Raw genomic sequence first — 25,394 nt, 5'->3', positions numbered from 1 at the left:
ACGCTGCCCTCCTTACTTCTTCTTCTGCACCGTGTAGAATGCTTCGATCTGTGCCTGCTCGCCGTCCAGACCGCGCTCCTCAACGGATGCGATCACACGCAGCATACGGTCATAATCGTAGGGCAGAACTTTCTTGAATTTGGGCAGGAATTCGCTGAAGTTGTCAAGGATCTCTTTGCCGCGGGGAGAGCCGGTGGCCTCCACATGTTCGCGGATCAGCTCTTTCAGGGTGGCAACATCGTACTTGTGCTCCACAGGCTCCAGGCTGACGGTCTCCTTGTTCACGCGCTGGTAGAAGTCCCAGTTCTCGTCCAGCACATAGGCGATGCCGCCGGTCATACCGGCTGCAAAGTTCTTGCCGGTCTGGCCCAGAACCACCACCGTGCCGCCGGTCATGTACTCGCAGCCGTGGTCGCCAACGCCCTCCACAACGGCGGTGGCACCGCTGTTGCGCACGGCGAAGCGCTCACCGGCCACGCCGGAAATGAACGCCTTGCCGCTGGTAGCACCGTACAGGGCCACGTTGCCGGTGATAATGTTCTCCTCGGGCTTGAACGTGATGCCCTTGGGCGGGCGCACGACGATCTTGCCGCCGGACAGGCCCTTGCCCATGTAGTCGTTGCAGTCGCCCACAAGGTCCAGCGTCAGGCCGTTGGGGATGAAGGCACCAAAGCTCTGGCCGCCTGCACCCACACAGTGGGCGGTGTAAACATCATCCGGCAGGCTGTTGCCGTATTTGCGGGTGATCTCGCTGCCAAAGATGGCACCAAAGGCGCGGTCGGTGTTGGAGACATCCAGCGTCACGCTCTGGGCATTCTTGCTGCTGAGCTTGAACTTCTTCATCAGCACCTTCATATCGAGGGTGTTTTCCAGATGGAAGTCGTAGGTGTCCTCCTTCACGAAGTGAACATTGCTGTTCTCGATGGCAGGGTTGTGCAGGATGCAGTCGAGATCCATCTTGGAAGCGCGGCTGCCGGGTGCGGCAGGCTTGACCTTGAGCAGGTCGGTGCGGCCCACCAGTTCATCGATGGTGCGCACGCCCAGCTTTGCCATGTACTCGCGCAGCTCCTCGGCCACAAAGGTGAGGTAGTTGATGATGTATTCCGGCTTGCCCTTGAAGTTCTTGCGCAGCTCCGGGTTCTGGGTGCAGATGCCCATGGGGCAGGTATCCAGATTGCACACACGCATCATCACGCAGCCCTCGGCCATCAGCAGGGTAGTGCCGAAGCCGAACTCCTCTGCGCCCAGCATACAGCTGATGGCAACATCGCGGCCGGAGAGCAGCTTGGAGTCGCTCTCAATGCGCACGCGGGTGCGCAGGCCGTTCAGGATCAGGGTCTGATGGGTCTCGGCGATGCCCAGCTCCCACGGCAGGCCAGCGTGCTTGATGGAAGTACGCGGTGCTGCACCGGTGCCGCCGTCGTAGCCGGACACCAGAATGACCTGTGCGCCGCCCTTGGCAACACCGGCCGCAATGGTACCAACGCCGGCCTCACTGACCAGCTTGACATTGATGTTGGCGCTGCGGTTGGCGTTCTTCAGGTCGTAGATCAGCTCTGCAAGGTCCTCGATGGAGTAGATATCGTGGTGCGGCGGGGGAGAGATCAGGCCCACACCGGTGGTGCTGTGGCGGGTCTTTGCAATCCACGGATACACCTTGGCACCGGGCAGATTGCCGCCCTCACCGGGCTTTGCGCCCTGTGCCAGCTTGATCTGGATCTCTTCCGCAGAAACGAGGTATTTGCTCGTTACACCAAAGCGTGCGGAAGCCACCTGCTTGATCTTGGAATTGCTCTCGCTGTGGTAGCGCTCTTCGGGTTCGCCGCCCTCGCCGGTGTTGCTGCGGCCGCCCAGACGGTTCAGGGCAATGGCAATGGTCTCATGGGCTTCACTGCTCAGGGCACCGTAGCTCATGGCTGCGCCCTTGAACCGCTTGACGATGGAGCTTACCGGCTCCACCTCTTCCAGCGGGATGCCGCCGTCAGGAGCATAGTTGAAGTCCAGCAGGCTGCGCAGATGCACGCCGTCAGTACCCATATTGTCCACGGTGTTGGTGAACTGCTTGAAAGCCGAGTAGTCGTTCGTCCAGCAGGCTTTCTGGAACAGGTGGATGGTCTGGGGGTTGAACAGGTGTTCTTCCTTGCCGCTGCGGAACTTGTGTGCGCCGCTGTCGGCCAGCTCCATGTTGATGTCCAGACCCAGCGGGTCGAAGGCTGCGTTGTGCTGGGCTTCCACATCGGCCTGAATGTCCGAAAGGGTAATGCCGCCCACACGGCTCACCGTGCCGGTGAAGTATTTGTCGATGACATCCTTGGAGATGCCCACAGCCTCAAAGATCTGGCTGCTCTGGTAGCTCTGGATGGTGGAAATGCCCATCTTGGAGGCAATCTTCACAATGCCGCTGAGGATGGCGTTGTCGTAGTCCTCCACGGCTGCATAGTAATCTTTGTCCAGCAGGCCTTCGTCGATGAGCTGGCCGATGGTCTCATGTGCCAGATAGGGGTTGATGGCGCAGGCACCGTAGCCCAGCAGAGCGGCAAAGTGGTGCACCTCGCGCGGCTCTGCACTTTCCAGGATCAGGGCCAGTGCGGTGCTCTTCTTGGTGCGGATCAGGTACTGCGAAACCGCGGAAACTGCCAGCAGGCTGGGAATGGTCACGTGGTATTCATCCACATCGCGGTCAGAAAGGATGATGATGTTTGCACCATCCTTGTAGGCGCGGTCGACCTCCAGAAATACACGGTCGATGGCCTTTTCCAGACTGGTATTCTTATAGTAGTTGATGGACACCGTGGCTACCTTGAAGCCGGGCACGTTCATGTATTTGATCTTGAGCAGGTCGGTGCTGGTCAGGATGGGGTTGTGCACCTTGAGCACCTTGCAGTTCTCGGGCTTGTCCTCCAGCAGGTTGCCGTGTGCGCCAATATACACGCTGGTGGAAGTGACCACCTTTTCGCGGATGGCATCGATGGGCGGGTTGGTGACCTGCGCAAAGCGCTGCTTGAAGTAATTGAACAGCGGCGGATGCTGGTTGCTCAGCACAGCAAGCGGGGTGTCGGTGCCCATAGCGCCGGAAGGCTCTGCGCCTGCCCGTGCCATGGAGAGGATCATGGTGTTCACATCCTCATACTTGTAGCCGAACACCTTCTGCAGCCGGGTGAGCTGGTCGCCGGTGTAGCTTTCCACCTTCACGTTGGGAATTTTCAGCCTGGCCAGCTCCACAAGGTTGCGGTCGATCCACTCGCCGTAAGGCTCACGGCTGGCGTAGAACTCCTTGAGCTTTTCGTCGTCCACCACTTCGCCCTTCACGGTGTCCACCAGCAGCATTTTGCCGGGGCGCAGACGATCCTTGACCAAAATATTATCCGGCTCGCATTCCAACACACCCACCTCGGAGGACAGGATCATGCGGCCGTCCTTGGTGATGTAATAGCGGCTGGGGCGCAGACCGTTGCGGTCCAGCACAGCGCCCATCACGTCGCCGTCCGAGAAGAGGATGGCAGCGGGGCCATCCCAAGGCTCCAGCATGGTGGCATAATACTGGTAGAAATCGCGCTTTTTCTGGCTGATGTTCTTGTTGTTCTCCCACGGCTCGGGAATGGTGATCATCACGGCCAGAGGCAGATCCATGCCGTTCATCACCATGAATTCCAGCGCGTTATCCAGCATGGCGGAGTCGGAGCCGGAAGTGTTGATGATGGGCAGGATCTTGTTCATGTCGTCCTGCATGATGGAGCTGGAGATGCTCTCTTCACGGGCCAGCATGGCATCCGTGTTGCCCTTGATGGTGTTGATCTCGCCGTTGTGCAGGATGAAGCGGTTGGGGTGTGCGCGCATCCAGCTGGGGTTGGTGTTGGTGGAGAAGCGGCTGTGCACCATGCCGATAGCGGATTCATAATCCTCGTCCTGCAGGTCGGTATAGAACAGGCGCAGGTCGTGCACAAGGAACATGCCCTTGTACACGATGGTGCGGCTGGACAGGCTGGGCACATAAGTGCCGTTGCTGGCCTGCTCAAACACGCGACGCACAATGTACAGCTTGCGGTCAAAATCGATGCCCTTGCTCACCTTGGCGGGCTTTTTGATGAAGCACTGCCAGATAGCGGGCATACAGTCGCGGGCTTTCTGGCCCACGGCATCCGGGTTCACGGGAACCTTGCGCCATGCCAGAAATTCGAGGCCTTCCTTGCGGGTGACCACCTCGAACAGCTTCATGGCCTGCGCACGCAGATGCTCGCTCTGGGGGAAGAAGAACATGCCCACGCCATATTCACGCTCGTTGCCAAGGCTGATGTTCAGTTCTTCGGCCACCTTGGAGAAGAACTTGTGGCTGATCTGCAGCAAAATGCCCACACCGTCGCCGGTCTTGCCCTCGGCATCCTTGCCGGCACGGTGCTCCAGCCGTTCCACAATGGCCAGTGCGTCGTCCACGGTCTGGTGGCTTTTGCGGCCCTTGATATCCACCACAGCGCCAATGCCGCAGGCATCGTGCTCAAACTGTGGATCGTACAGACCAAGGGTGTTTTTCTGCTCTGTAAAGTTTTCCATAGACTTTCCCATCCTTATCTAAAATCCTCACCGGTGCGGCACCCTCCGCATTTTGACAAAAAAGAAAAGCGCCCCGCAAGGGCATACTTTACCCTTGCAGAACGCCTTTGTTCCGGTAACTATTATTATACTGAACGCTGAAAAATCTTCAAGTGACAGCTGCACCAAATATGACAACTGCTTTACACCACTTCTTGTGCGAAACGCCGCGTATGGCGGTCAGTTGTAGCTATAGTGAGAACAGTGCAGGCTCAATGTCTGCCCAGAATGGCCTGCAGGTCATTTTCCGGCGTTGTTACGGCTTTTAAATCGTACTTTTGCTGCAGGGCAGCCACAACGACCGGCGAGAGGAACGGGGGCAGGGTAGGCCCCAGCCGGATGTTCCGGATGCCCAGCGCCAGCAGCGCGATGAGGATGCACACGGCCTTCTGCTCAAACCAGCACAGCACCAGCGAGAGGGGCAGGTCGTTGACGCCGCAGCCAAAGGCGTCGGCCAGCGCCAATGCGATGCGGATGGCGCTGTAGGCGTCGTTGCACTGGCCCACGTCTAGGATGCGGGGCAGGCCGGTGCCCGGCACGGTGCCAAGGGGCAGGTCGTTCAGGCGGAACTTGCCGCAGGCCAGGGTCAGCAGGATGGTGTCGGGCGGGGTAAGGCGGGCAAACTCGGTGTAGTAGCGGCGGCTGGGCCGGGTGCCGTCGCAGCCGCCCACCAGAAAGAAGTGCCGCAGCTTACCGTCCCGCACCGCCTGCACGATCTCGTCCGCGTGCTGCAGCACGGCGGTGCGGGCAAAACCGGTGGTCACCGTGGAGCCGCCGTTCAGGCCGGGCAGCAGGGTGTCCTGCGCGTAGCCGCCCAGCTCCAGCGCCTTTTCGATCACCGGGGAAAAGTCGCGCCCTTCGTCGATGTGGGGCACGCCGGGGTAAGCCACCACCGAGGTGGTGAACACCCGGTCGGCGTAGCTGGCGCGCAGGGGCATGATGCAGTTGGTGGTGAACAGGATGGGCGCGGGGATGTCCTCGAACTCCCGCTGCTGGTTCTGCCATGCGGTGCCAAAGTTGCCCTTGAGGTGGGGGTAGCGGCGCTTCAGCTCCGGGTAGCCGTGGGCGGGCAGCATCTCCGAGTGGGTGTAGACGTTGACGCCCCGGCCTGCGGTCTGTTCCAGCAGCTGCTGTGCGTCGTAGAGGTCGTGGCCGGAAATCACGATGAACGGCCCCTTTTCAATGGTCAGGGGCACCTGCACCGGTTCCGGATCGCCAAACGCGCCGGTGTTGGCCGCGTCCAGCAGCTCCATGCAGCGGTAGCTGGCTTCTCCTGTGGCCTGCACCAGCTGCCACAGGGCGTCGGTGGTCTGGCCGGGGTCGCCCACGGCCTGCAGGGCGGTACAGAAGAACCGGTCCAGCTCCGGGTCGATGCGGCCCAGCACCCGGGCGTGGTAGTTGTAGGCGGCCATGCCCCGCAGGCTGAACAGCACAAAGCATTTCAGGCTGCGCCGGTCGGCGTCCGGTTCCCGCCAGAGGGCCTGCATGTCGTAGTCCGGGCCGGTGCCGGGGCTGGCGTCGTGCACCCGGCGGGTCAGCGCGTCCACGGCGGCGGGGTCAAAGTTCACGTTGGTAATGGTGGTGAACAGCCCCTGCATCAGCAGCCGGGCCTGTTCCGGGGTCGGGCCGCGCCCCGCCGCGATGAGCTGCCCGGCAAACGCGATGAGCGCCCCGGTGAGCCGGTCCTGTGCGGCGGCTGTCTCGGCCGACTTGCCGCACACCCCCGCTGCGCCGGTGCAGGCGGTGCAGCCCGCCGCCTGCTCACACTGAAAACAAAACATCTGCTCGTCCATACAAAACTCCCTTTCTGCCATAAGATACTGCCAGTGTGGGCAGAGCGGGGCGGGGTTATACCAAAAAAGAGCCGCACCCCTGCGGGCGCGGCTCTTAGACGACGCGGTATGACTTAGTAGGTGATGCCCTGTGCCATCATGGCGGTTGCGACCTTCAGGAAGCCGGCGCAGTTTGCACCGACCATCAGGTTGCCCTCGGAACCGGCAGCCACAGATGCATCGTAGGAAGCATGGAAGATGCCCTCCATGATGCCCTTCAGCTTGGCATCGACCTCTTCAAAGGTCCAGCTCAGGCGCTCGGAGTTCTGGCTCATCTCCAGACCGGAGGTTGCCACGCCGCCTGCGTTGGAAGCCTTTGCAGGTCCGTACAGGATGCCGTTGGACAGGTAGACCTCGATGGCCTCCGGGGTGCTGGGCATGTTGGCACCCTCGCACACGACGGTGCAGCCGCCCTTCACCAGAGCCTCAGCGGACTCCTTGTTGATCTCGTTCTGGGTTGCGCAGGGCAGGGCGATGTCGCAGGGGACAGTCCAGACCTTGGTGCAATCTGCAACATAGGTTACACCCTCGTGGGTCTCGGCGTACTCCTTGATACGGCCGCGGCGCACTTCCTTCAGATCCTTGACGTAGGCCAGATCAATGCCGTTGGGATCGTAGACATAGCCGTTGGAGTCGGACATGGTCACGACCTTGGCACCCAGCTGGGTGGCCTTCTCGCAGGCGTAGATGGCCACGTTGCCGGAACCGGAGATGACCACGGTCTTGCCCTCAAAGCTGTCGTTGCGCATGCACTTCAGAGCCTCAGCAGTGAAGTAGCACAGGCCGTAGCCGGTAGCCTCGGTACGGGCCAGAGAACCGCCGAAGGTCAGGCCCTTGCCGGTGAGCATGCCGCCCTGGAAGCTGTTGGTCAGGCGCTTGTACTGGCCGAACAGATAGCCGACCTCACGGCCGCCGACACCGATATCACCGGCGGGGCAGTCCACGAACTGGCCGATGTGACGGTACAGCTCGGTCATGAAGCTCTGGCAGAAGCGCATCACTTCCATGTCGCTCTTGCCGTGGGGATCAAAGTCGGAGCCGCCCTTGCCGCCGCCCATGGGCAGGGTGGTCAGGCTGTTCTTGAAGGTCTGCTCGAAGCCGAGGAACTTCAGGATGCCCTGATTGACAGAGGGATGGAAGCGCAGGCCGCCCTTGTAGGGGCCGATGGCGCTGTTGAACTGCACACGGTAGCCGCGGTTCACCTGAACCTTGCCCTGATCGTCAACCCAGGGCACACGGAAGGTGATGATGCGCTCCGGCTCGACCAGACGCTCAATCAGAGCGGCCTTCTCGTACTCGGGGTGCTTCTCAACAACGGGCTGGATGCTCTCCAGAACCTCGCGCACAGCCTGCAGGAACTCAGGCTCGTTGGCATTGCGCTTTTCCAGACCTTCGTAAACGCGCTTCAGGTATTCATTCGTCAGCATAGTAGAATACTCCTTTTCCCAATTACTCTATAAAATTTGAAAAAGACGAAACCGCCCGGCCCGCCGCACAGCGGACGCGCTGCTAAAACGCTTTGGGACGATCCCGGATTTCCATTCTTACACACCGGTCTGCTTATGGCTGCAGACCGCTTTATTATTATAAAGCATTTCTGTGGGTTTGACAATAGCGAGAAAGCAGAAAATGCTTCAAAAAAACAGATGAAAAGTTGAGACCGCTTCACAAAACGAAAAATAAAAGAAAAAAACGGCACAGAACCTTGTTTTTTAAAGCGATGGCAGAACAAAAGAAATACGGAAAAGAACGTCTTTTCTCCATTTTGCTGCATTCCGCAGGCGCAGAAAGCCATATTTTCTGCAACCAAAAAGCCCTGCACCACGCAAACGGCACAGGGCAGAGAAACGATTTTTACTTCTTCAGCAGCTTTTCGCAGGCGTCTGCGGCACCTTCCAGATACTCGCCGCCGTAGGTTTCGATCATGCCGGCATCGGAAAGCGCAGCCAGCTGGGGATCGATGGGGCACTTTGCCAGCACGGGCAGGCCGTGCTTTGCAGCCACCTCATCCACATGGCTCTCGCCGAACACATTGATGTGCTTGCCGCAGTCGGGGCAGACGATGTAGCTCATGTTCTCCACAATGCCCAGCATGGGCACCTTCATCATCTCAGCCATGTTCACGGCCTTGGCCACGATCATGCTCACCAGCTCCTGCGGGCTTGCCACCACAACAATGCCGTCCACCGGCAGGCTCTGGAACACGGTCAGGGGCACATCACCGGTTCCCGGAGGCATGTCCACGAACAGAAAGTCCACGTCCTTCCAGACCACATCGGTCCAGAACTGTTTGACGGCACCGGCGATTACCGGGCCGCGCCACACAACGGGGTCTTCCTCATTTTCCACCAGCAGGTTGATGCTCATAACATCAATGCCCATGCGGCTCTGAATGGGCCAGCAGCCCTTGTCGTCGGCCATGGCACGGCCATGAATACCGAACAGCTTGGGAATGGACGGGCCGGTGATGTCGGCATCCAGAATGCCGCAGTGGTAGCCGCGGCGTGCCATGGCGCAGGCCAGCAGAGCGCTGGTCATGCTCTTGCCAACGCCGCCCTTGCCGGACACAACGCCGATGACCTTTTTGACGCTGCTGTTGGGGTTGGGGGCATCGTGCTTGGGCGCTGCATCGCGGGAAGAACATGCTGCTCCACAGCTGGAGCAGTCATGAGTACATTCTTCGCTCATTCTCTTTTTGCGCACGGCTGGCTCAGAGGCATTGGCCGTGTGCTTCCTCCTTAAACAGAATACGGCCATATAAAAGCCGCCCCTTTACTATACCATAAAAGCGCGCAGGAAACAACCCGCCGCGCCGCTCTGCTTTTGCATATCCTGTTCCGCCGCTTCATATGCTGGAACCGGAACATTCCGGCAGGAGGTGCGCCATGCGGCAGAGCTATTTGAAAAATGCGGCGCTGCTCACCGGTTCAGACGTGGTGCTGCGGCTGGCCGGTATGGGCCTGCGCATCTGGCTGGCAAACGAGCTGGGCGGCGAGGGGATGGGCCTTTACCAGCTGGTGCTGGCGGTGTATTCGCTGTTCATCACGCTGGCAACGGCGGGCGTTTCGGTGGCGGCTACCCGGCTCATGGCCGAGGAACTCAGCGGCCCGGCTTCCGCCCGTGGTGCAGCCCGCGGCATGCTGCGCCGTCTGCTGGCGGCAGGACTTGTGCTGGGGCTGTTTGCCGCTGCACTGCAGCTGGCGACAGCGGATCTTGCGGCCCGGTTGTGGCTTGGCGATGTCCGCGCCGTTGGTGCTTTACGCGTTTCAGCGCTGGGAATGCCATGGATGGCGGTCTCGGCGGTGCTGCGGGGCTTTTTCATCGCCCGGCGGCATGTAGCTCCCAATGTGTTCAGCCAGCTTACGGAGCAGACGGTGCGCATCGCGCTGGTGGCACTGGCGCTTACCCGTACCGAGGGCCTTGCGGTGGGCGTGCGCTGTATGCTGGTGCTGGGAGCTACCGCCGTCAGCGAAGCGGTGTCGGCGCTGTGCATGCTGGCCTTTTACCGGCGGGATGCCCGCAGTGCCTTTGCGGGGCAAAAAGCCGTCCGCCCGGCAGACCCGGCCCGCCGTCTGTGGGAGATCCTGTGGCCGGTGGAGGGCGGGCGGGTGCTGGCAAGCGCCCTGCACACGGCGGAGAATATGCTGGTGCCCGCCTGCCTTGCGGTCTATCTGATCAACGCGGGCGGGCGCACCGCCGCGCTGGAGCAGTACGGAGAACTGAAAGGCATGGCTCTGCCGCTGCTTACGTTCCCATTTGGCCTGCTGGGCAGTCTTTCGGTGCTGCTGATGCCGGAGATCACGCAGGCTCATATTCTGGGCCAAACCGAACGGCTCAACGCACTTTTGGACCGGATGCTGCGGCTCACCGGCTATTTTTCCGCGCTGGCAGGGGTGCTGTTCTGGGTGTGGGGACGGCCGCTGGCACAGCTCTTGTACCAAAGTGCGGATGCCGGGTTTTATCTGGAAACGCTGGCTCCTGCCATGCCGCTGATGTATCTGGAAAGCATGGTGGACGGAGCCATGAAAGGGGTGGGGGAGCAGAAGGCGGCCTTCCGCTACAGCGTGTGGGATTCCATCCTGCGCATTGGCGGGGTGGTGGCGCTGCTGCCGCGCTTTGGCATGAAGGGCTTTTTGGCAGTGATCCTGCTTTCCAGCCTGTACACCTGTGCGGCCAACACCGGGCATCTGCTGTTTTCCAGCGGCACGCAGCATGCATTCCGCCGCTGGCTGGGTGCACCGGCACTGGCAGCTGTGCTGGCTGCGGCGGCTGGTATGGCGTTGCGGAAGCTGCTTGCGGATGGGTTTGCGGCTCGGCTGCCTTTGCAGCTGGCCGCGTTGGGCGTAGGCGGCTGCGCTACCACAGGAGTGTTCCTGCTGGCGGCATGGCCGCTGGGCCTTGGAGAGGAAGCAGCCGCGCTCTGGGCTGCGCACCGGCCCGGCAGACCGAAAAAATAGAGGGAGTTTGGCAGCGGATTCAAATTTTCTGGACATTCTGCAGTGTTCTGAGTATAATATAAAGATAGGGCTGTCCGGTGTGCCGGATGCTCTGTGAAACCGGAAGCTTTTCCGGCCAAAACTGCGGCACTTGTGCCGTATGTAAAATATGCAAAAGAGGACTTTTTTGTGAAAGATAAAAAGAACACACCGCAGGTGCTTGCGCGCCGGGCGCTGCTTGTGCTGCTGGATGCAGCCATTGTTGCATTCAGCTTTTATTTTGCGCTTCTGCTGCGGGCAGACGGAGCAGTGGAAGCTGCCTGGTGGCCGCATAACCGTGAGCTTCTGTACGAAAATCTGCCATGGATCGTGGCGGTGTACATTGCCAGCTTTCTGTTCAGCGGGCTGTACTCCGTACTGTGGAAGTATGCCGGTGAACGCGACCTGATGCGTCTGGCGGGAACGGTGGCTGTGCCTACCGTTGTCGTCTACTGTGTCAACCGTCTGTGCATCCACGGCGTGCTGTTCAACTCCGCCAACTGTATGGCGGCGGTGCTCATCTTCCTGCTGGTGGGCGGCAGCCGTCTGGCATGGAGGCTGTTTTTGAACCATCCGCTGGGCGAAAAGCTGCGCGGCGCTGCCAGCAAGGACCCCAACCGTCCGGTGATGATCGTAGGTGCAGGCGAAGCCGGTGCATGGGCCATCAACGTGTGCAAATCCAATAAGGAATATGGTCACGCGGTGGTGGCGGTGGACGATGATCCCACAAAACTCAACCAGACCATCCACGGGGTGCCGGTGAAGGGCACGCTGGAGGATATCCCGGACCTGTGCAAGCGCTACGGCATCCACAGCATCATCATCGCCATTCCTACCCTGAAGGGCAGCAAGCTGAACCATGTCATCGATCTGTGCGTCAGCACCCATTGTGCGGTGCAGCTGCTCAGTGACCCGCAGCTGGTGGGCAGCGGTACACCGCAGCAGGGAGCCTTCCGCGAGTTGAACCCGGCGGACTTCCTTTCCCGCGAGGAAGTGACGCTGGATACCGATCAGATCTCCGGCTACCTCACCGGCAAGACCGTTCTGGTCACGGGCGGCGGCGGCTCCATCGGCAGCGAACTGTGCCGTCAGGTGATGCGCTTCAAGCCCGGCAAGCTGCTTATTTTTGATATCTACGAGAACTGCGCCTATGAGCTTTTGATGGAGCTGCAGCAGAAGTACGGCCGGGATATCCCGGTAACGGTGCTCATTGGCTCCATCCGCGATAAAAAGCGTCTGGATGAGGTTTTTGAAACCTATCATCCCACTGTGGTGTTCCATGCAGCAGCACACAAGCATGTGCCGCTGATGGAGGTCAGCCCTGCAGAAGCGGTCAAGAACAATGTTCTGGGCACCAAAAATCTGCTGGTGAGCGCCAGCGAACACGACGTGGAGCGGTTCGTGCAGCTTTCCACCGATAAGGCTGTGAACCCCACCAGCGTGATGGGCTGTACCAAGCGCATCTGCGAAATGCTCATCCAGACCTTTGCGGGCAACACGGATATGAAGTGTGTGGCTGTGCGTTTTGGCAATGTGCTGGGCAGCCACGGCAGCGTCATTCCGCTGTTTGAGGCCCAGATCAAAAAAGGCGGGCCTGTCACCCTGACGGATCCCAACATTGAGCGCTACTTTATGACCATTCCGGAAGCGGCCCAGCTGGTGCTGCAGGCCGGTGCGCTGGCCGAAAGCGGCAATATCTATGTGCTGGACATGGGCGAGCCGGTCAAGATCATGGATCTTGCCAAGCAGCTCATCCGCTTTTACGGCTATGAGCCGGGCGTGAATATGGAGATCAAGATCGTGGGTCTGCGCCCGGGCGAAAAGCTCTACGAAGAGCTGATGATGGACGAGGAGCAGGATAAGATGCGCCGCACCCAGCACAATAAAATTTTTGTGGCTTCGCCGCGCAGCATCGATCTGGCCGAGTTCTACGGGCAGCTGCAGGAGCTTGCCGCTGCGGCAGAGCACAACGACGAGGGTGTGGTGCAGCAGCTGGCAAAGATGATCCCGACATTCACCCCCACCCGCCAGAATCTGAAGCTGTAAACTCCCCCAGTCTGCTGCGCAGACAGCCCCCTCAAAGAGGGAGCCTGTCCGTGCGGCAAAGCCTCCCTCATTGAGAAAGACTTCCCCCGGCCGGGACAGATTCTCCCCGCGCCGGGGAGAAATGTCACCACAGGTGACAAAGAGAGGAACAGATGTCGCGCCAGCGACAAAAAGGGGAATGGGTGGCATCGCATCAGCGATGACGAAAGGAGTTTCTACTGATGCCACTGCGGCGATCGGCCGCGTGCATATAAAATGAGAGGGATGTTACTATGGAAAAGAAACCGTTTCTGACCGAGGCGATGGCACAGGAGATCATTCAGGATGTGCCCACGCCGTTCCATGTCTACGATGAGAAGGGCATCCGTGAAAATGCCCGCCGCATCAACAAGGCATTCAGCTGGAACAAAGGCTTCAAGGAGTATTTTGCCGTCAAGGCTCTGCCGAACCCTGTCATCCTGCAGATCCTCAAGGAGGAGGGCTGCGGCGTGGACTGCTCGTCCCTGACTGAGCTGATGCTCAGCGAGGTGTGCGGTTTCTCCGGCAGCGAAATCATGTTCTCCTCCAACCAGACTCCCGTGGAGGATATGAAGAAGGCCTACGAGCTGGGCTCCTACATCAATCTGGACGATGCCACCATGGTGGAATTTCTGGAGCGTGTCGCCGGTGTGCCGGAGAACATCTTCTGCCGCTATAACCCGGGCGGCACCTTCAGTCTGGGCGAGAGCGAAGAGGGCTTTCAGGTCATGGACAAGCCCGGCGATGCCAAGTACGGCATGACCGAGGAGCAGATGATCGAAAGCTACAAGAAGCTGGCCGCCAAGGGTGCCAAGAACTTCGGCATCCACGCTTTCCTTGCTTCCAATACCATTTCCGATGAGTATTACCCGGAGCTGGCAGGTATCCTGTTCCAGCTGGCTGTCCGGGTGCAGAAGGCCACCGGTGTGCACATCGGTTATATCAACCTGTCCGGCGGTGTGGGCATCCCGTACCGCCCGGAGCAGACCGAGAACGATATCATGGCCATCGGCGAGGGTGTGCGCAAGAAGTTTGAGGAAATTCTGGTGCCCGCAGGCATGGGCGATGTGGCCATCTTTACTGAGATGGGCCGCTTTACCACCGGCCCCTACGGCGCACTGGTGGCAACTGCCATCCATGAAAAGCACATCTATAAGGAATACATCGGTCTGGATGCCTGCGCAGCCAACCTGATGCGCCCGGCCATGTACGGCGCTTACCACCACATCACTGTGCTGGGTAAGGAAAATGAGCCTTGCGACCATATGTACGATGTGGTGGGCGGTCTGTGCGAGAACAACGACAAGTTTGCCATTGACCGGATGCTGCCCAAGATCGACATTGGCGATATCATTTATATCCACGACACCGGTGCACACGGCTCTGCCATGGGCTACAACTACAACGGCAAGCTGCGCAGCGCCGAAGTGCTGCTGTGCGAGGATGGCACCCACCGTTTGATCCGCCGTGCCGAGACGCCGCGCGATTACTTTGCAACGCTGGATTTCCTGCCCCTGATGAAGCCGCTGTTTGAAGATTAAGAGGTATCATAAATGTTTTTTGGCTTTCAGCTCACCCTTGGCCTGATGATGGTATTCTACGGCTATTCGGTCATGAAAAATCCCCGTGTCTGGGGCGATCAGGGCCGCCGTGCCGTCAAAGCGGAGCACTTTGAGGAATACTGCCGCCAGAACGGCCTGTTCTTTTTGAAGGCAGGCTGCGTGGTGGCGGTGATCGGTGCACTGGATGCACTCATCACGCTGGATGCCCTGCTGTACGCTCTGCTGTACCTCTTCGGTCTGGCTTTCGCCTTCTATCCGCTGGTCAAATGGTGCCGTGAGAACGAGGGCTTCAGCTGGCCTTGGCCCCATGTCCAGAGCGAGAGAAAGCGCATCAAAGAGCTGCGCCGTGAACAGGAATCGCAGGAAAAGGCGGAGCAGGACTCCGACAAAAAGTAAAGAACAAAGAGAAAAACGGCTGCTGTACGGTAAAGTACAGCAGCCGCTTTTTTGTTTCCACTTTATGCAGGGTGGTTTTCCTCGCTGTTTTTGCTCTTATCCAGCGCATCGAACTGCTTTATGATCTGCGGGTCCTTCAGCTTGACGACCTTGCCGGAGAGATAATGCAGGGTGTTTTCCTCGGGAATATCAAGGAAAGTGATCCGCACAGCGCACAGGGCCTGCGTTTTGGTGCCGGTGCGCTCGTTCATCTTGCGGTTGCCGTACTTGATGTCGCCCAGAACCGGACGGCCCAGATAGGCCAGATGTGCACGGATCTGGTGGGTGCGGCCGGTGACAAGGCCGATCTTGCACAGGGCGAACGGCCCGGCGGTGCGCAGCACGTCCACGTCCGTAATGATCTGCTTGCGGCGCTCGTCCTGCGACTGGTGTGCATGGATGCTTACCTTGTTGTTCTTCTCGTCGTGCTCCCACCATGCGGTGAACCGCCCGGACTGCGGGATACCCACCGTGATGGTGTAGTACTCCTTTTTGAGTAGGTCAGTGCGGATGATCTCGTTCATGTCCCGCAGGGCGGTGTAGCTCTTGGCGGCGATCACAAGGCCCTCGGTGCCGCGGTCCAGCCGGTTGCAAATGCCGGGCTTGAACCGGTTCTCGCCGTGGGGATCGTACTCGCCTTTTTCGGACAGATACTGGGTAAAAGCGTCCACAAGGTTTGCATCGCCGGTGCGGTCACTGTGGCACAAAAGGTGGGTGGGTTTGTACAGCACAGCAATGTTTTCGTCCTCATAAATGACATTGACCTTGGGCTGATTCTGCTTTTTTTTCGGCGCGGCCTTCTGCACGGTTTTTGCGCCTTCCGGCGGGAAAAACTCGTCGTTGATGTACAGCTCGATCAGGTCGCCTGCCTGAATGCGGTACTCCGGCACGGCCTTTTTTCCGTTTACCTTCACGCGCTTATTGCGGAAGCTCTTGTACAAAAGGCTGGTGGGAAAATCGCGGGTCACGCTCTGCACAAAGCGGGAAAGACGAACGCCGTCGTCGTTGGCGGTTGCGGTATATTGTTTCATAAATGTTCCTCAATTTTCAAGAGATACCTTTATAGTAATACAGCCTTGGCTGCAAGTCAACGCGGAAACGCCCCGGATCAAAACTATTTTACCGCAAAGCCTTGAGTTCCGGGCGCAAAATGGGTACTATTATAAGGAATGAATCAGAAGGAGAGTACCGCAATGGCAGAACACAAACGGCATCAGGGACACCGCCAGCGGATGCGCGAACGGGTGCAGAACTACGGTCTGGACAGTCTGGCCGAGCACGAAGCGCTGGAATATGTGCTGTACCTCACCAACGCCCAGAAGGACACCAACGGCATCGCTCACGACCTGATCGACCGCTTTGGCGATTTTGCCGCTGTGCTGGAAGCCAGCGAGGAAGAGCTGTGCACTGTGGAGGGCGTAGGCCCGGCCACAGCCCGGATGCTGCATCTGCTGCCGGAGATCAGTCGCTACTATGGCCGCAGCCGTACCAGCACTACCCGCTGCATCAGAACTACGGAGCAGATGGGCAGCTATCTGATGGCGAAGTTTGCGTGGTCGGATTACGAGCGTGCAATGCTGGTCAGTCTGGACAGCCGTAAGCGGGTGCGCGCGGCGGTCTGGCTGCGGGAAGGCACCACCGACCGGGTAAGTCTGGACATCAAGGATGTGGTATCTGCGGCCATCAAGGGCGGCACTGACACGGTGGTGCTCAGCCACAACCACCCCAACGGTGCGGCCTTGCCCTCCATGGAGGATCTGGAGGCCACTGGCAATATTGCCCGGGCATTGGGCCTTGTGAACATCCATCTGCTGGATCACTTCATCCTGACCGATACGGAGTATTTCTCCATGAGGGACGCAAACCGCCTGCCGATCTATGACTTTAAAACAGGTACGCTTTTCTGGCCTTGATCTGTGAAACAACAAAAAAGTGTTTACATTATAAAACTGGTGTGCTATAATCAAACCGTAAAATACAACTGATTGTGGTTCTTTGCGCGAGGGCCGGAGAGGAGAGGGAAGATGGCAGACGAAAAATTTGAACTGGTATCCTCTTACCAGCCCACCGGCGACCAGCCGCAGGCCATTGAAACACTGGTGAAAGGCGTGGAGCGGGGCGACCGTTGCCAGACCCTGCTGGGTGTTACCGGCAGCGGAAAGACCTTTACCATGGCAAATGTTATTGCAAAATGCAACCGGCCCACGCTGGTTCTGGCCCACAACAAAACGCTGGCGGCCCAGCTGTGCACCGAGTTCCGGTCGTTTTTCCCCAACAACGCGGTGGAGTATTTCGTCTCCTACTACGATTACTACCAGCCGGAAGCCTATATCCCCAGCACGGATACCTATATTGAAAAGGACAGCGCCATCAACGACGAGATCGACCGCCTGCGCCATTCGGCCACGGCGGCGCTTTCGGAGCGGCGGGATGTGATCATTGTAGCATCGGTGTCCTGCATCTACTCGCTGGGCGACCCCATCGACTACCGCAGCATGGTCATCAGCCTGCGCCCCGGCATGCAGATGGAGCGCGATGCGCTGTGCCAGAAGCTGGTCACTCTGCAATATGAGCGAAACGACGTGAATTTTGTGCGCAATAAGTTCCGTGTGCACGGCGATATCGTGGACATCTACCTTGCCTATATGAGCGAGCTTGCCATCCGTGTGGAATTTTTTGGGGACGAGATCGACCGCATCACGGAGTTCAACCCTCTCACCGGTGCCAAACAGAATGTAGTCAAGCATGTAGCCATCTTCCCGGCCAGCCACTATATCGTCAGCGCCGAGAAGAAGGCCGCAGCACTGGAAAAGATCCGCGCCGAGTGCGACGCACAGGTGAAGCAGTTCACCGCCGAGGGCAAGCTGATCGAGGCGCAGCGCATTGCCCAGCGCACCAATTACGACATTGAGATGCTCAACGAGGTTGGCATGTGCAAAGGCATCGAGAACTATTCGGCGGTGCTTTCGGGCCGTGCGCCGGGCAGTATGCCCACCACTCTGCTGGATTATTTCCCGGATGATTTTCTGCTGTTTGTGGACGAGAGCCATGTTACCCTGCCGCAGGTGCGCGCCATGTACGGCGGCGACTATGCCCGCAAAAAAACGCTGGTGGAGTACGGCTTCCGCCTGCCGTCCGCCTTCGATAACCGCCCGCTCAAGTTTGAGGAAGTGGAGTCCAAGCTGAACCAGATGATCTTCGTTTCGGCTACGCCCGGCGACTACGAGCGGCAGAACAGCACGCAGGTGGCGCAGCAGGTCATCCGGCCCACCGGCCTTTTGGACCCGCTCATTTCGGTGCGCCCGGTGGAAGGGCAGGTGGTGGATCTGTTGGGCGAGATCAATACCCGTATCCAGCGGCACGAGCGCGTTCTCGTGACCACCCTGACCAAGAAAATGGCCGAAGACCTGACCGACTACCTTACCGAACAGGGCATCAAAGTCAAGTATATGCACCACGAGGTGGACACCTTTGAGCGCATGGAGATCATCAAGGACCTGCGCCTTGGCTCCATTGATGTTGTGGTGGGCATCAACCTGCTGCGCGAGGGTCTTGACCTGCCCGAGGTGAGCCTTGTGGCCATTCTGGATGCCGACAAAGAGGGCTTTCTGCGCAGCGAGACCAGCCTGATCCAGACCATTGGCCGCGCGGCCCGCAATGCCGAGGGCCTTGTCATCATGTACGCGGATGTCGTCACCGACAGTATGGACCGCGCCATCACTGAGACCGAGCGCCGCCGCGCCATCCAGATGGCCTACAATAAAGAACATGGCATCGTGCCAAAAACCATCGTCAAGGCCATTGCAGACAGCATCGAGATCAGCGATAAAGCGGAGAACGCTAAGCTGAACACCCGCCGCATGGGCAGGATGGAGCGGGAGGCCGCCATCGAGCGCCTGACCCGTGAGATGAAGGAAGCGGCGAAGCTGCTGGAGTTTGAGCACGCGGCCTTCCTGCGTGACCAGATCGACCGACTGCGCCGGGGCGAGAACCCGACGGTGGACTCTGCGGCAGAAACGGAGCGCAAACAGAATCATTCACAGACACAACGAAAAGGGAGAAAATACCTTGGCAAACGATAAGATCGTCATCAAAGGTGCCCGCGAGCACAACCTGAAAAATGTTAACCTGACCCTCCCGAGGGAAAAGCTGATCGTTATGACCGGCCTTTCCGGTTCGGGCAAGTCGAGCCTTGCGTTCGACACCATCTATGCCGACGGCCAGCGCCGCTATGTGGAAAGCCTTTCCAGCTACGCACGCATGTTTTTGGGCCGCATGGACAAGCCCGATGTGGACGAGATTACCGGCCTGTCACCGGCAATTTCCATCGACCAGAAAACCACCAGCCACAACCCGCGTTCCACCGTGGGCACCGTGACGGAGATCTACGATTATCTGCGACTTCTGTACGCCCGCGTGGGCGTGCCCCACTGCCCGGTGTGCGGGCGGGTAATCAGCCAGCAGACCGTGGACGAAATGGTGGACGCGGTGCTCAAACTGGACGAAGGTACGAGGTTTCAGGTGCTGGCTCCTGTGGTGCGCCAGCGCAAAGGCACCCAGCAGAAAGAGCTGGATGCTGCCCGCCGTGGTGGCTATGCTCGTGTGAAGATCGATGGCAACCTGTATGATCTTGACGAAGAGATCAAGCTGGAAAAGAACATCAAGCATACGGTGGAGATCGTGGTGGACCGCCTTGCCATGCGCAAGGGCATCCGGGGCCGTCTGGCAGATTCGCTGGAAACCGCGCTGGCGCTTACCGGCGGCATCGCCGAAGTGGACGTGATCGGCGGCGATTGTATGACCTTCAGCCAGAACTTTGCCTGCCCGGAGCACGGCATTTCCATCAGCGACCTGTCACCCCGGCTCTTCTCCTTCAATAACCCGCTGGGAGCCTGCGAAAAGTGTACCGGCCTTGGCACTTTTATGCGAGTGGACGAGGAACGCATCCTGCCCAACCGGAACCTTTCCATCCGTGAGGGTGCCATCAAGGCCAGCGGCTGGTACTATGCCGAGGGGTCTGTATCCGAAATGTATTATCTGGGTCTTGGCAAAAAGTACGGATTTACGCTGGATACGCCCATCAAAGAGATGAGCACCGAAGCTGTCAATGCGTTGCTGTACGGAACCAATGGCGAAAAAATCGAGATGCACCGCACGAATGAGTTCGGCAGCGGTGTGTATTATAACACCTTCGAGGGCATCGTGGAGAACCTTGAGCGCCGCTTCCGCGAGACCAACAGCGAGTGGATGAAGGAAGAAATCGGCAGCTTCATGTCCGGCGTGGAGTGCCCGGACTGCCACGGCAAGCGCCTGAAACCCGTGGTGCTGGCTGTGACCATCGGGGATAAGAACATCAGCGATTTCTGCGAAATGTCCATCCGGGACGAGCTGAAATTCATTGCCGAGAACGAACCGAACCTGACCGAAAAACAGAAGCAGATTGGCGGGCAGATCATGAAGGAAATCCGGAACCGCCTGCAGTTTTTGCAGAGCGTGGGTCTGGATTATCTCACGCTGGCCCGCTCAGCAGGCACTCTTTCCGGCGGCGAGAGCCAGCGCATCCGCCTGACCACTCAAATCGGCAGTGCGCTTTCCGGCGTGCTCTATGTGCTGGACGAGCCGTCCATCGGCTTGCATCAGCGCGATAACGACAAGCTTATTGCCACCCTGAAAAATCTCCGCGACCTCGGCAACACAGTCATTGTGGTGGAGCATGATGAAGATACCATGCGCAGCGCGGATTATATCGTGGATGTAGGCCCGGGCGCAGGCGTGCATGGCGGTGAGATCGTAGCCGCTGGCAGCGTGAAGGACATCTGCAAGGCAAAGCGCAGTATCACCGGCGATTATCTCTCCGGCCGCAAACGCATTGCCGTACCGCAGACCCGCCGCACCGGCAACGGCAATTACCTTACTGTACGGGGTGCACGGGAAAATAACCTGCGCAATATCGACGTGAAATTCCCGCTGGGAGAGTTTATTTGCGTTACCGGCATTTCCGGCTCCGGCAAGTCCAGCCTCATCAACGAAATTCTGTATAAGACGCTTGCCTGCGAGCTGAACGGTGCGCGTTCCCGCGCAGGCAAATGCGATGGGGTAGAAGGGCTGGAATTTGTGGATAAGGTCATCGGTATCGACCAGCAGCCCATTGGCCGTACGCCGCGCTCCAATCCGGCCACTTATACCGGTGTGTTCAATGATATCCGCACGGTATTCTCCCAGACACAGGATGCCAAAATGCGCGGTTACGGCCCGGGGCGTTTCAGCTTTAATGTCAAGGGCGGCCGCTGCGAAGCCTGTGAGGGCAACGGTATTCTGCAGATCGAGATGCACTTCCTGCCGGATGTGTATGTGCCCTGCGAGGTATGCAAGGGTGCGCGTTACAACCGCGAAACGCTGGAAGTGAAGTATAAGGAAAAGACTATCTCCGATGTGCTGAACATGACCGTGGAGGAAGCAGTGGTGTTCTTTTCCAACCAGCCCAAGATCGCCCGCAAGCTGCAGACCCTGCTGGACGTGGGTCTTGGTTATGTAACACTGGGCCAGAGCGCCACCACCCTTTCCGGCGGCGAAGCACAGCGCGTGAAGCTGGCAAACGAGCTGGCCCGCCGCAGCACTGGCAAGACCGTGTATATTCTGGACGAGCCTACTACCGGCCTGCATATTGCAGATGTGCACCGCCTGATCGAGGTGCTGCAGAAGCTGGTAGATGCGGGCAACACGGTTATTGTCATCGAGCACAATCTGGATCTTATCAAGTGCGCCGACCATATCATTGACCTTGGCCCTGAAGGCGGCAGCGCAGGCGGCGAGATCGTGGCCGAAGGCACGCCGGAACAGGTGGCAGAGGTGCCAGGCAGCTTTACCGGTCAATATCTGAAACCGCTTTTGGAAAAAGACAAGCTTCTGCAAGCGAAAGAGCAAAAATGAATAAAGCGCGTACTTTCGCAAAAATCAGACTTTTTACGAAAAAAGCAAAGAAAATTGTAAAAATCTGTTGACAAAACTGCTGTATCTGAGTATAATATTTCATGTCGCCACGCTTCGGTAGGGAAGCGGCGGTCGATATCCGGGTGTAGCGCAGTTTTGGTAGCGCGCTTGAATGGGGTTCAAGAGGCCGTGAGTTCGATTCTCGCCACTCGGACCAAACAAAAATAATCCGAACTTGTTTCCGATAGGAGATGGGTTCGGATTATTTGTTTTCTTCGGAAAATTAGCGTTTGCGAAGCAATGAAAGCCCCAGTGGGGCTTTTAAGCGACGGAACGGTCTGCGTTAGCAGATGGAGGGGCTTTGCCCCGACAAGTTCCATGCAGGCGTCCGTGGAAGATGAAATCCGAAATCATAGATTGACCGACATAAGCTACGACATGATTTCAGGAGGAAACGAACATGAAGTACGATGAAAGAACCTGCAAATTCAACATGGACACCGGGTGCGTGGAACTGCTGCTCCGGGATGGGAGAATGATCTCCATCGACTGCACCGGGGTCGAGAATGCGCTGGACGTGACTATAGCACAGAGGTCGGAATTGGATTACCTCATCTACAATGATCCGCTGGGCTATGCGGACTTGATTCTGAACGGTGACCCGGAGGGATACTTGAAAAACGTAACCGGGAGCCATGGGTTAGAAGATTAAGAAAAATGCCGTTCCAAAAGCAACTGGAACGGCATTTCTTATCTTTCGATATTCGGCATCTTCTGTCCCCGCAGCTCCTGTCGGATGGCACGGAACTGATCAGGGACATCCGCATCGGCCATCGCACCGGGGACATCCACTGTCCCAGCGGCTTTGGCGGCTTCATAGAACCAGCACTTGTATTCCACAGTTTCCAGTGTGTGCTGTAACTGCTGGATCTGTTGGGTGAGCACCTCGCGCTGATGCCGGAACATTTCCAGCCGGGTGTCAATGGTGTCGTCTCCCTGCATGGAAAGCTCAATATACTGCCGGATATCCTTGATGGACATTCCGGCTTTTTTCATGCAGCGGATGACCTGCAGCCACTCGAAGTCGTTTTCCCGGAACATCCGAATGCCGCCGGAGGAACGCTCCACAAAGGGAAGTAACCCTTCTTTGTCGTAGTAGCGCAGGGTGGAGGCAGGTACGCCCAGCTTTTGTGCCATTTCACCTACGGTATAGATCATCTGAAACCTCCGTTTTTTCAAAAATCCCTTGACTTAAAGTGCGCTTTAAGTTGTATGATAAAATCAAACTTTATCAACATCATAATGCGGATGCACTCCGCTGTCAAGGAGGTTCCTATGAGCAAGAAGGTATTGATTTTGTCTGGCAGTCCCCGGAAGGGCGGTAACTCTGATATTCTATGCGATGAATTTCTGCGTGGAGCGCAGGATGCCGGGCACAAAGCAGAAAAGATCCGGGTCGCTGAGAAAAAGGTGGCTCCCTGTTCTGGCTGCTACTACTGCAGCACCCACGGCGGAGCCTGCGTCCACAAGGATGATATGGCAGACATCCTGCAAAAGATGATCGATGCCGATGTCATTGTGCTGGCAAGCCCGGTATACTTCTACTCCATCAGTGCCCAGTTGAAGGCAGTGATCGACCGTACCGTGGCACGGTGGCTTGAGGTCAAAGACAAGGAATTTTACTACATCACCACCATGGCAGACGAGGAAAAATCCTCTGCAGATACTACGCTGGCCTGCTTCCGGGGCTATGCAGACTGTGTGGAAGGTGCCGTGGAAAAGGGAGTCCTTGTAGCAGGTGGTGTTTACGAGCCGGGTGCAGTGTGCGGTACGCCTGCCATGGCACAGGCTTACGAGATGGGGAGGAACGTATAATGGCAGTGAAACAGACAGCAGGGCGGGATGCTCTGGGCGAATTTGCGCCCAAATTTGCGGAACTTAACGATGAAGTACTATTCGGGCAGGTGTGGAGCCGAGAGGATAAACTCTCCCTCCGGGACCGCAGCCTTGTGACAGTGGTGGCACTGATGGCGCAGGGACTGACAGACTTCTCGTTTCGGTATCACCTGACGGCAGCGAAAAACAACGGTATTACCCGGACTGAGATTGCAGAGATCCTGACCCATGCGGCGTTTTATGTGGGTTGGCCCAAGGCGTGGGCGGCTTTCCGCATGGCCAAGGAAGTCTGGGCAGAGGACGCTGCAGAGGATGCCAAGGCAAAGCACCAGAGTGAAATGGTGTTCCCCATCGGTGCACCCAACGACGGTTTTGCACAATATTTCAGCGGAAAAAGCTATCTGGCACCCTTGTCCACCGCACAGGTTGGCATTTACAACGTCACCTTTGAGCCGGGCTGCCGGAACAACTGGCACATCCATCATGCCGCAAAGGGTGGCGGGCAGATCCTTGTCTGCGTGGCAGGCCGGGGCTACTATCAGGAATGGGGCAAAGCTCCGCTGGAGCTGCATCCGGGCGATGTGGTGAACATTCCCCCGGAGGTTAAGCATTGGCACGGTGCTGCACCCGATTGCTGGTTCTCTCATCTGGCAGTGGAAGTGCCCGGCGAAGGCACCTCTAACGAGTGGTGCGAGCCGGTGCCGGAAGAAACCTATAAGGAGTTGCGGTGATGCGGTTTGATGTACACCCAACCACGATGAAACAAAAACAGGGTGCGTCCACCCGGACGCACCCTGCCAAAAGCCACAGACGATAGCGATATGTACAACAGGGAGTTCCCCAGAGCAGAGTTCCCATAAAACAGTATTTGCAAAAGTTCCCTAAATGGGGAAGATTTGGCGTGACTTCGGTCACGCCTTTTCTTTTGCTTCCAGTTCATCCAGAGGGATGTACCCCAGCCCGTCGTACTTGATATGGATGTGCTGCACCCGCTTTCCGCTGGACTTATCCGGGGCATCTACATAGATAGCCGACACCAGTTCACGGAGAGCATAGGGAGTGAGTTCTTCAATATGAACGTACTTGTGCGCTTTCTGGACGAATTTTTCAATATTCTCGATTTGCTGTTCCTGTACTTCGATTTCCTGTTGGATAGAGAGGGATTCCTCTTCCAGCTGCTTCTGTTCGGCATCGTAGCTCTGGCTCATCATGTCGAAGCGGTCATCGCTCAGCTTTCCATTGGCGTTGTCCTCGTAGATTTTCATGAACAGCCGTTTGAGGTCTACAATCCGCTTCTCATTCCGGGCAAGCTGCTTCTTCAGGACGGTCAGCTTTTCGCTGCTTTCCACACGAAGCTGCTCCTCCATGACCTTGCGGAAGTAGTTTTCATGACGGAGAATGTAGTCCGTCACCCGCTGAACATGACTCAGCACACGTCCTTCCAGAACCTTTACCCGGATGAAATGTCCCTTGCACTTGCTCCCGTTCTTCTTGTGCAGAGAGCAATCAAAGAAGTCTTGACTGAAGTCCCTGTTATTGGACGAACCATATTGCATCTTGGAACCGCAGTCAGCGCAGTAGACCATACCGGAGAAAATGCTGCTCTTGCCTGT

The 25,394-nt window shown here is 57.9% G+C and carries 17 protein-coding genes and 1 tRNA gene; 11 read left to right on the top strand and 7 right to left on the bottom strand.

All coding sequences use genetic code 11. From position 1 onward, the window contains the following. Positions 1–12: 12 nt before the first annotated feature. The 4 genes from gltB to GKG36_RS12400 form a co-directional block, all read right to left on the bottom strand. On the bottom strand, positions 13–4,548 hold the full coding sequence (gene gltB, locus GKG36_RS12415) for a glutamate synthase large subunit (protein ID WP_243139090.1): 4,536 nt from the start codon (positions 4,546–4,548) through the stop codon (positions 13–15). 251 nt (positions 4,549–4,799) lie between these two features. Further along, a complete protein-coding gene (gene hcp, locus GKG36_RS12410; protein ID WP_097782211.1) occupies positions 4,800–6,380 on the bottom strand; it encodes a hydroxylamine reductase in 1,581 nt (526 codons plus the stop codon). A gap of 113 nt (positions 6,381–6,493) precedes the next feature. Continuing rightward, positions 6,494–7,846, bottom strand: coding sequence for an NADP-specific glutamate dehydrogenase (gdhA, locus tag GKG36_RS12405; protein WP_097775438.1), 1,353 nt, complete (start codon positions 7,844–7,846; stop codon positions 6,494–6,496). A 427-nt stretch (positions 7,847–8,273) separates the two neighbouring features. Beyond that, a complete protein-coding gene (locus GKG36_RS12400; protein ID WP_044953699.1) occupies positions 8,274–9,107 on the bottom strand; it encodes an Mrp/NBP35 family ATP-binding protein in 834 nt (277 codons plus the stop codon). 197 nt (positions 9,108–9,304) lie between these two features. Between GKG36_RS12400 and GKG36_RS12395 the strand changes: the two genes are divergently transcribed. The 4 genes from GKG36_RS12395 (at position 9,305) to GKG36_RS12380 (ending at position 14,916) form a co-directional block, all read left to right on the top strand. Beyond that, a complete protein-coding gene (locus tag GKG36_RS12395) occupies positions 9,305–10,876 on the top strand; it encodes an oligosaccharide flippase family protein (RefSeq protein WP_154261012.1) in 1,572 nt (523 codons plus the stop codon). A gap of 168 nt (positions 10,877–11,044) precedes the next feature. Beyond that, positions 11,045–12,940 carry a nucleoside-diphosphate sugar epimerase/dehydratase gene (locus GKG36_RS12390; protein ID WP_097782240.1) on the top strand — a complete coding sequence of 632 codons (1,896 nt, stop codon included), beginning with the start codon at positions 11,045–11,047 and terminating at the stop codon, positions 12,938–12,940. A gap of 272 nt (positions 12,941–13,212) precedes the next feature. After that, positions 13,213–14,499, top strand: coding sequence for a diaminopimelate decarboxylase (locus GKG36_RS12385; RefSeq protein WP_154261010.1), 1,287 nt, complete (start codon positions 13,213–13,215; stop codon positions 14,497–14,499). 12 nt (positions 14,500–14,511) lie between these two features. Further along, positions 14,512–14,916 carry a hypothetical protein gene (locus GKG36_RS12380; RefSeq protein ID WP_097777690.1) on the top strand — a complete coding sequence of 135 codons (405 nt, stop codon included), beginning with the start codon at positions 14,512–14,514 and terminating at the stop codon, positions 14,914–14,916. A 62-nt stretch (positions 14,917–14,978) separates the two neighbouring features. Here the strand turns inward: GKG36_RS12380 and GKG36_RS12375 are convergent, their stop codons facing one another. Continuing rightward, positions 14,979–15,986, bottom strand: coding sequence for an RluA family pseudouridine synthase (locus tag GKG36_RS12375; RefSeq protein WP_154261009.1), 1,008 nt, complete (start codon positions 15,984–15,986; stop codon positions 14,979–14,981). Positions 15,987–16,148: 162 nt separating this feature from the next. Here GKG36_RS12375 and radC point away from each other — a divergent pair, with 162 nt between their 5' ends. The 5 genes from radC to GKG36_RS12350 all read left to right on the top strand — a co-directional run bounded on the left by radC (position 16,149) and on the right by GKG36_RS12350 (position 22,597). After that, a complete protein-coding gene (radC, locus tag GKG36_RS12370) occupies positions 16,149–16,868 on the top strand; it encodes a DNA repair protein RadC (RefSeq protein WP_044953632.1) in 720 nt (239 codons plus the stop codon). Between the two features lie 111 nt (positions 16,869–16,979). Further along, positions 16,980–19,037 carry an excinuclease ABC subunit UvrB gene (uvrB, locus tag GKG36_RS12365; protein WP_097775443.1) on the top strand — a complete coding sequence of 686 codons (2,058 nt, stop codon included), beginning with the start codon at positions 16,980–16,982 and terminating at the stop codon, positions 19,035–19,037. Next, on the top strand, positions 19,024–21,885 hold the full coding sequence (gene uvrA, locus GKG36_RS12360) for an excinuclease ABC subunit UvrA (protein ID WP_154261006.1): 2,862 nt from the start codon (positions 19,024–19,026) through the stop codon (positions 21,883–21,885). The genes uvrB and uvrA overlap by 14 nt, the downstream gene beginning before the upstream one ends. A 139-nt stretch (positions 21,886–22,024) precedes the next feature. Then, positions 22,025–22,102, top strand: a tRNA-Pro gene (locus tag GKG36_RS12355). Between the two features lie 243 nt (positions 22,103–22,345). Beyond that, positions 22,346–22,597, top strand: a complete 252-nt coding sequence (locus GKG36_RS12350) for a DUF6061 family protein (RefSeq protein ID WP_097782164.1) — start codon at positions 22,346–22,348, stop codon at positions 22,595–22,597. A gap of 38 nt (positions 22,598–22,635) precedes the next feature. Here GKG36_RS12350 and GKG36_RS12345 read toward each other — a convergent pair whose 3' ends face one another. Continuing rightward, positions 22,636–23,103: a MerR family transcriptional regulator gene (locus GKG36_RS12345; protein WP_154261004.1), complete on the bottom strand. Its 468-nt coding sequence runs from the start codon at positions 23,101–23,103 to the stop codon at positions 22,636–22,638. Positions 23,104–23,220: 117 nt separating this feature from the next. Between GKG36_RS12345 and GKG36_RS12340 the strand changes: the two genes are divergently transcribed. Both GKG36_RS12340 and GKG36_RS12335 read left to right on the top strand, forming a co-directional pair. Next, positions 23,221–23,760: a flavodoxin family protein gene (locus tag GKG36_RS12340; RefSeq protein ID WP_154261002.1), complete on the top strand. Its 540-nt coding sequence runs from the start codon at positions 23,221–23,223 to the stop codon at positions 23,758–23,760. Beyond that, entirely contained in the window at positions 23,760–24,512 is a 753-nt protein-coding gene (locus GKG36_RS12335; protein ID WP_154261000.1) for a carboxymuconolactone decarboxylase family protein, read from the top strand. Before GKG36_RS12340 ends, GKG36_RS12335 begins: the two co-directional genes overlap by 1 nt. Positions 24,513–24,692: 180 nt before the next feature. Here the strand turns inward: GKG36_RS12335 and GKG36_RS12330 are convergent. Then, a partial coding sequence (locus GKG36_RS12330; RefSeq protein ID WP_154260998.1) for a DUF4368 domain-containing protein occupies positions 24,693–25,394 on the bottom strand: 702 nt, incomplete at its 5' end.

Source organism: Faecalibacterium sp. BIOML-A1 (genome assembly GCF_009679715.1).
Classification (GTDB): Bacteria; Bacillota; Clostridia; order Oscillospirales; family Ruminococcaceae; genus Faecalibacterium; species Faecalibacterium taiwanense.
Note: the sequence above shows the minus strand (reverse complement) of the source record. Positions and strands in the feature narration are given on the sequence as shown.